Consider the following 6126-nt stretch of genomic DNA (forward strand, 5'->3'; position numbering starts at 1 on the left):
CGGCCGTCACCCCCGACCGGCCGCCGACGCGCGCCCCCGCGCCGATGGTCACGTGCGGGTTGGTGCCCACCTGCCCGCCCAGCACGGCGCCGTCGCCCACGACGGTGCTCCCGGAGATCCCCACCTGCGCCACCAGGAGCACGTGCCGGCCGATCTGCACGTTGTGGCCGATCTGCACCAGGTTGTCGATCTTGGTGCCGCTGCCGATCGTCGTATCGCCGATGGACCCCCGGTCGATGGTCGTGTTGGCGCCCACCTCCACGTCGTCGCCGATCACGCAGGCGCCCGCGTGGGGCACCTTCTGGTGTCCCCCGTCGAAGAACACGAACCGGAAGCCGTCCGAACCCAGGCGCGCGCCGCTGTGGATGGTGCAGCGCTCGCCCACCCGCGTGCCGGCGAACAGCGTGGCGTGCGCGTGGATGATGGAGCCCGCGCCCACCGCGCACCCCTCCCCCAGCACCGCGTGCGCGCCGATGCGCACCCCGTCGCCCAGGCGCACGCCGGCGCCGAGCACCGCGTACGCCTCGATCCTCACCTCCGCGCCGATCTCCGCCCCCTCGCCGATGATTGCGGTGGGATGGATGCCCGGCGGCTCGGGCGCGGTGGGATACAGCAGCGGAAGGATGCGGGCCAGGGCGACGTACGGATCGTCCACGCGGACGAGCGTGACGTTCTCCGGCGCGTCAACGTTCAGCGCGCGGGGCACCAGCACGGCGCCCGCCCCGGTGGAGGCCAGCTGGGGGAGGTAGCGCCCGCCGGACAGGAACGACAGGTCGCCCGGCCCGGCGCCGTCCAGCGGGGCGGCGCCCCGGATCACCCGGTCGGGGTCCCCCGCCAGCTCGCCGCCCACGTGCTGGGCGATCTCCGCGATCGAAAGCTCGGCCATCAAAATCTCAGGAAGTCGGTTCGGCGCGGCCGCGCACCGTGCGCTCCAGCGCCTCCAGCCGCTTGATCAGCCGGGGGAGCGCGCGGGTCAGGCGCTCGGCGCGGCGGGTCTCGGGGACGGGCCGCGCGGGGGTGCCGGAGACGGATTCGCCCGGGGCCACGTCGCCCGTCACGCCGCCCCAGCGGGCCACGCGCGCCCCTTCGCCCACCGTCAGGTGCCCCATGATGGCCACCTGCCCGCCGACGGTGACGCGCGCGTCGATGTTCGCGCTACCCGCCACGCCTGTCATCCCTTCCAGCGACACGCCGTCGCCAATGCGGGCGTTGTGGCCGATGTGGACGAGGTCGGCGATGCTGCAGTCCGTGCCAATCAGCGTGTCGCCCACGGAGCCGCGGTCGATGGTCACGTTGGCGCCGATGACGGTGCGCGCCCCGATGCGCACGCCGCCCACCTGCGGAATCTTGCGATGCCCTGCCCCGTCCCACGCGAACCCGAATCCGTCGGGCCCAATGCGCGACCCGCTGCCGACGACGACGCCGTCACCCAGTTCCACGCCGTCGTACAGGGTGACGTGCGGATCGAGGACGGCCTCCGCGCCCACCCGGCACCCGCGCCCGATCACCACGTGCGCACCGATCCGAGCCCCCGCGCCCACCGTAGTCCCCGCGCCCACGACGGCGCACGCACCGATGCTCGCGCTCGGCGCGACGGCCGCCGTCGCGTCGATCACGGCCGTGGGATGGACGACGGGCGGGGTTTCCGCACGGCGAATCGTCACGCCCCGGGCTGGTCCATCGGTAGATCCTGGCTCCACTTCGATCCCGATTCGAGAAGCATCTGTACGTGCCGCGGCGCCCCCCCTCTCCCGGCCTCTCCCCCGCAAACTGCGCGGGAGAGAGGAGAAGTCACACCGGGTGGGGCTGAATGCCGGTGAATGCCTTGGGAGCCCCCTCCCCCCGGCCCCCGTCCCCCGCTTCGCAGGGGAGGGGGAGACCTGAACTGCGCGCCGGCTGGCCTCGCGCACTCGACTGCGCGTGCAGTCCGCGAAGGCGGACTTTGTGAAGTTCCAGACGCGGTTTCAACCGCCGGGACGGGGGCGTGGGGCGACGCGCCGGACCCCACCCGTCGCATCCAACCCCGAAGTGTACCCCCTCTCCCACGCTGTTTGTGGGAGAGGGTGGGCGAGCCTAGGCGAGGACGGGTGAGGGCCCCACGGCAGCCGAGGCCTCGGGTTCAGTGACCGCTGCCGCGCCCAGGCTTGTTTCCCTTCCGCGGCTAGATCCTTCGGCCCGCGGAGTCGGTTCTCCGGGCTGCTTCCGTGCGCCTGGGCCTCAGGATGACACGCCTCCGCGCACTCCCGCAATCACGCACTCACGCACTCACGCACTCACGGACCTCCGTGCCCCAAACGAAAAGTGCCCGCGACACGTCGTGTCGCGGGCACCGAAGCTAGCGGGGAGCGACGCCCCCCGCAAAGGGCTTCACGGCGTGCGAGGCTGCGGCGTGCCGCCCAGCGCGCGGATCACCTGGTCGGTGACGTCCAGCGCCGGGTCCACCGCCACGATCACACCCTCGGGCGGGTCCATGATGAACGAGTACCCGCCGGCCGCGCGCACCTGCTCCAGCACGCCGCGGATGCGCTCCATCACCGGGCGAACCAGCTCCTGCTCGCGGGTCTGCAGCTGCTGCTGGATCTGCTGCGCGCGCGCCTGGTACGCCGCGAACTGCTGCTGCATGGTCTGCTGGCGCTGCGTGCGCACCGCCTCGGTCAGCGTGGGCGCCTGCGCACGGAACTCCGTGTCGGCGCGGCCCAGGCGGGCCTCCAGCGTGTCGATCTCGGCGCGAAGGGGCGAGAACTCGCGTTCCAGCGTGGCGCGCACGTCGGCGAACGCGGGGGTCTCGGCCAGCACGCGGTCGCTGTTCACGTAGCCCATCTTGAGCTGCGCCTGGGCGGGGGCGGCGGCGGCCACCGAAACGACGGCGGCGATCGCGAACGAAAGAATACGCTTCATTGCTGCTTCCTGTTCAGGGTTGATGACCGGGTCAGAACGACTGGCCCAGCTTGAAGTGGAGCTCCCAGCCCGGCTCGGGCCGGTCGAAGCCGTACGCGGCGTCGATGCCGATGGCGCCCAGGAACGGGGTCACCAGCGTCACGCCCACGCCCGCGCTGCGGTACAGCCGCGCGGTGTTGAACTCGCCCACGCCGCCGAACACGTTGCCGGCGTCACCGAACGCCGACACCGACAGCGCGTCCGTCAGGCGCAGCGCGTACTCGCCGGTAACGGTGAAGAACGCGTCGCCCAGGCAGGTGAGCTCCAGCCGCTGGTTGCACCGCTGGTTGTACCCGCGCGGGCCGATGGACGACTCCTCGTAGCCGCGCAGCGGCTGGCCGAACTGCACGCCGCCCACGTAAAACCGCTCGAACGGCAGCGGCCCCGCATCGCCGAAGATGGCGCCGGTGCGCGCCTGCACGCCCAGCGCCATGGTCGGCGCACGCGGGCTGCTCCCCAGGCGGGCGACGGGCACCCACCACTCGGCCTGCGTCGACAGCTTCTGGAAGTTGGCGTCGCCGCCCAGCAGGCCGCCCGTCTGCTCCAGCGTCACCGACTGCCGCGTTCCCGACGTGGGGAAGAGCGGGTGGTTCTTGGTGTCGCGCGACACGGAAAGCGACAGCGTGCTCGCCGTGGCGTTGGGAAGGCAGAACAGGCTCGTCGTTCCCGGCTCGCACTGCTCGTCCTGCGCCTGGTCGTACGACGTCCGCGAGAGCGAGTAGCCCAGGAACGCCCGCGTGCGCAGCTGCCCGGGCACGGGGAAGCCGAACTGCAGCGAGGCACCGGTGCGGATGCGCCGGCCGTTGCCGAACTGGATGAAGCGGTCGCCCGAGCGGAACACCGACGCGCTGCCGGAGTTGCGCCCGCCGCCGATGGCCGGGTCGGTGTAGCTGGCCTCGAGCGTGCTGCGGCCGGGGCCCAGCTCGGCGCGGAGGTTGGCCGTCTTCCCCTGGCCGAACAGGTTGGGCTGCTGGTACCCCAGGAACCCCGAGAACCCGCTGCGGCGTCCGCCGTAGGGCGATCCGCCGAACACCGTGCCGAAGTTCACGCTGCCGGTCTGCTTCTCGGTCACGTTGAAGACGATGTCCACCACCCCCAGCTCCGGCCGCGGCTGGATGTCGGGGAGCGGCATGGGCGCCTCGAAGAAGCCCAGCCCCGAGATGGCCTGGTAGCTCTGGATCAGCCGCTGCTCGTTGTACACGTCGCCCGGAACGATCCACAGCCGGTCGCGGATCACGTTCTCGTGCGTGGTGGTGTTGCCCTTGAACGAGATGTTGCGGATGTAGAACGGCTGCTGCTCGGAAACGGACAGCGTCACGTTCACCCGCGGGGCCTGCCCCGGGGCGGCCGGAACCCGTTCCACCGTGGGCACCACCTGCGCGAACAGGTAGCCCTCGTTGCGGTACTGCTGCTCGATCTGCCCCGCCGCCGCGTCCAGCGCCGGGCGGTCGAACACCTCGCCCGCCTCGCGCTGGTTCTGCCCGCCGAAGGGCAGCCCCAGCACCGACCGGCGCTGCGTCAGGAACGTTTCCCGCAGCGACTCGGAGGGGAACCGCGAGTTGCCCTGCACGTTGAACTCGCCCAGGCGGTACTGCGGGCCCTCGTTCACCGTGACGATCAGCCGCGCCTTGCCCGTGGCGGGGTCCACCACCAGCGAGTCGCCCACCACCGCGAAGTCGATGTACCCCCGCTCGCCGTACAGGCGCGGCAGGTTGGTGCGCAGGTCCTCGTCGAAGGCCTCGCGGTCCCACTTGCCGGGGCGGAACCACCAGAAGCCCTCTTCCTTGGTCTTCATGGCATCCAGCAGCGCCTCGTCGCTCAGGGCGCTGTTCCCCTCGAAGTCGATGTCGGCCAGAGCCACCAGGTTGCCCTCGCGAACCCGGAAGGTGAGGTTCACCGCCCCGTCCGCCGCCGGCGCCAGCGCCGTGTCGACGGAGAGCAGCTGCACGCCCTTCTTGGCCAGCAGCTGGCGGACGAGCGCGCGCGCCCGGGCCACGGCCTGCGGGTCCAGCGGCGCGTTCTCCTTGAGGCCCGACGAGTCGCGCACGGTGGAGCCCGACACGGTGGTCAGCCCCTCGAAGCGGATCTGCGCCACCTGCGGGCGCTCCACCACCTGCAGCACCAGCGGGCCGCGCCCGGCGTCGGCGCCGCGCACCAGCACCTCGGCCGACTCGTACTGGCCGGTGGCCATCAGGCGGCGGATGGCGTCCTGCACCATGGGCGCGGTCATCGTGGCGCCGGCGCGGATTCCCGCCTGGGCGCGCACGGTGCCCTCGGCCACGCGGCGGTTGCCGCGCACCAGCACCGTGTCGACGACGAACCCGGGCCGCGGCGCCTGCTCCGCGGGGCGGGCCGCCGGGGCCGTGGGGTCCTGCGCGTGCGCGGCGGGGGCCGCGCCGCAGAGGGCGAACAAGAGGAGGGCCGCCGAAGCGGCCCCTCCCCGGAAGGTTGAGAACACCGTGGTTCCTAGACGGTCTGGGTTTTCGACGGGACCCGGAAGGCGAGCGACTGGCGGTCTTCCGCGACCGACACCTCGATCTCGTCGCCCGGGTTGTACTCCGACATGAGGATCTTTTCCGACAGCGGGTCTTCCAGGTACCGCTGGATGGCCCTGCGCAGGGGGCGCGCGCCGAACTTCTCGTCGTAGCCGTGCTCGACCATGAAGTCGATGGCGTCGTCGTTCAGCTTCAGCGTCAGCTCCTCCTCCTTCAGCCGGTTCTCCACGTCCGTGAGAAGGTTGAAGATGATGGAGCCGATCTGCTCCCGCGTCAGCGGGTGGAACACGATCACGTCGTCCAGCCGGTTGATGAACTCCGGGTTGAACGCGCGCTCGATCTCCTCCTTGACCTTTTCCTCCATGCGATCGTACTGCGACTGCTGGCTGGGCGCGTGGAAGCCCAGCCCGGCGCCCTTGCCGATGTCGCGGGCGCCCAGGTTGGAGGTCATGATCACCACCGTGTTCTTGAAGTCGATCACCCGGCCGTAGTTGTCCGTCAGGTGCCCCTCGTCCAGCACCTGGAGGAGGATGTTGAAGACGTCGGGGTGCGCCTTCTCGATCTCGTCCAGCAGGACCACCGAGTACGGCTTGCGGCGGACCGCCTTGGTCAGCGTCCCCGAGTCCTCGTACCCCACGTACCCCGGAGGCGCGCCGATCAGCCGCGACACGGAGAACTTCTCCATGTACTCCGA

The 6126-nt window shown here is 71.4% G+C and carries 5 protein-coding genes; all 5 read right to left on the bottom strand.

What is annotated here, in order from left to right:
* A partial coding sequence (gene lpxD / locus VIB55_RS04960) for a UDP-3-O-(3-hydroxymyristoyl)glucosamine N-acyltransferase (RefSeq protein ID WP_331875562.1) occupies window positions 1-886 on the bottom strand: 886 nt, incomplete at its 3' end.
* Between the two features lie 7 nt (window positions 887-893).
* The gene (locus VIB55_RS04965; RefSeq protein ID WP_331875563.1) at window positions 894-1664 is read right to left on the bottom strand and encodes a UDP-3-O-(3-hydroxymyristoyl)glucosamine N-acyltransferase; all 771 of its coding nucleotides are present in this window, start codon (window positions 1662-1664) and stop codon (window positions 894-896) included.
* 703 nt (window positions 1665-2367) lie between these two features.
* Window positions 2368-2898, bottom strand: coding sequence for an OmpH family outer membrane protein (locus VIB55_RS04970; protein ID WP_331875564.1), 531 nt, complete (start codon window positions 2896-2898; stop codon window positions 2368-2370).
* Window positions 2899-2929: 31 nt separating this feature from the next.
* Complete coding sequence (gene bamA, locus VIB55_RS04975; protein ID WP_331875565.1) at window positions 2930-5350, bottom strand: outer membrane protein assembly factor BamA; 2421 nt, start codon at window positions 5348-5350, stop codon at window positions 2930-2932.
* Window positions 5351-5403: 53 nt separating this feature from the next.
* Window positions 5404-6126: AAA family ATPase (locus VIB55_RS04980; RefSeq protein WP_331875566.1), on the bottom strand; the 723-nt coding region annotated here is incomplete at its 5' end.

Source organism: Longimicrobium sp. (assembly GCF_036554565.1).
GTDB lineage: Bacteria > Gemmatimonadota > Gemmatimonadetes > Longimicrobiales > Longimicrobiaceae > Longimicrobium.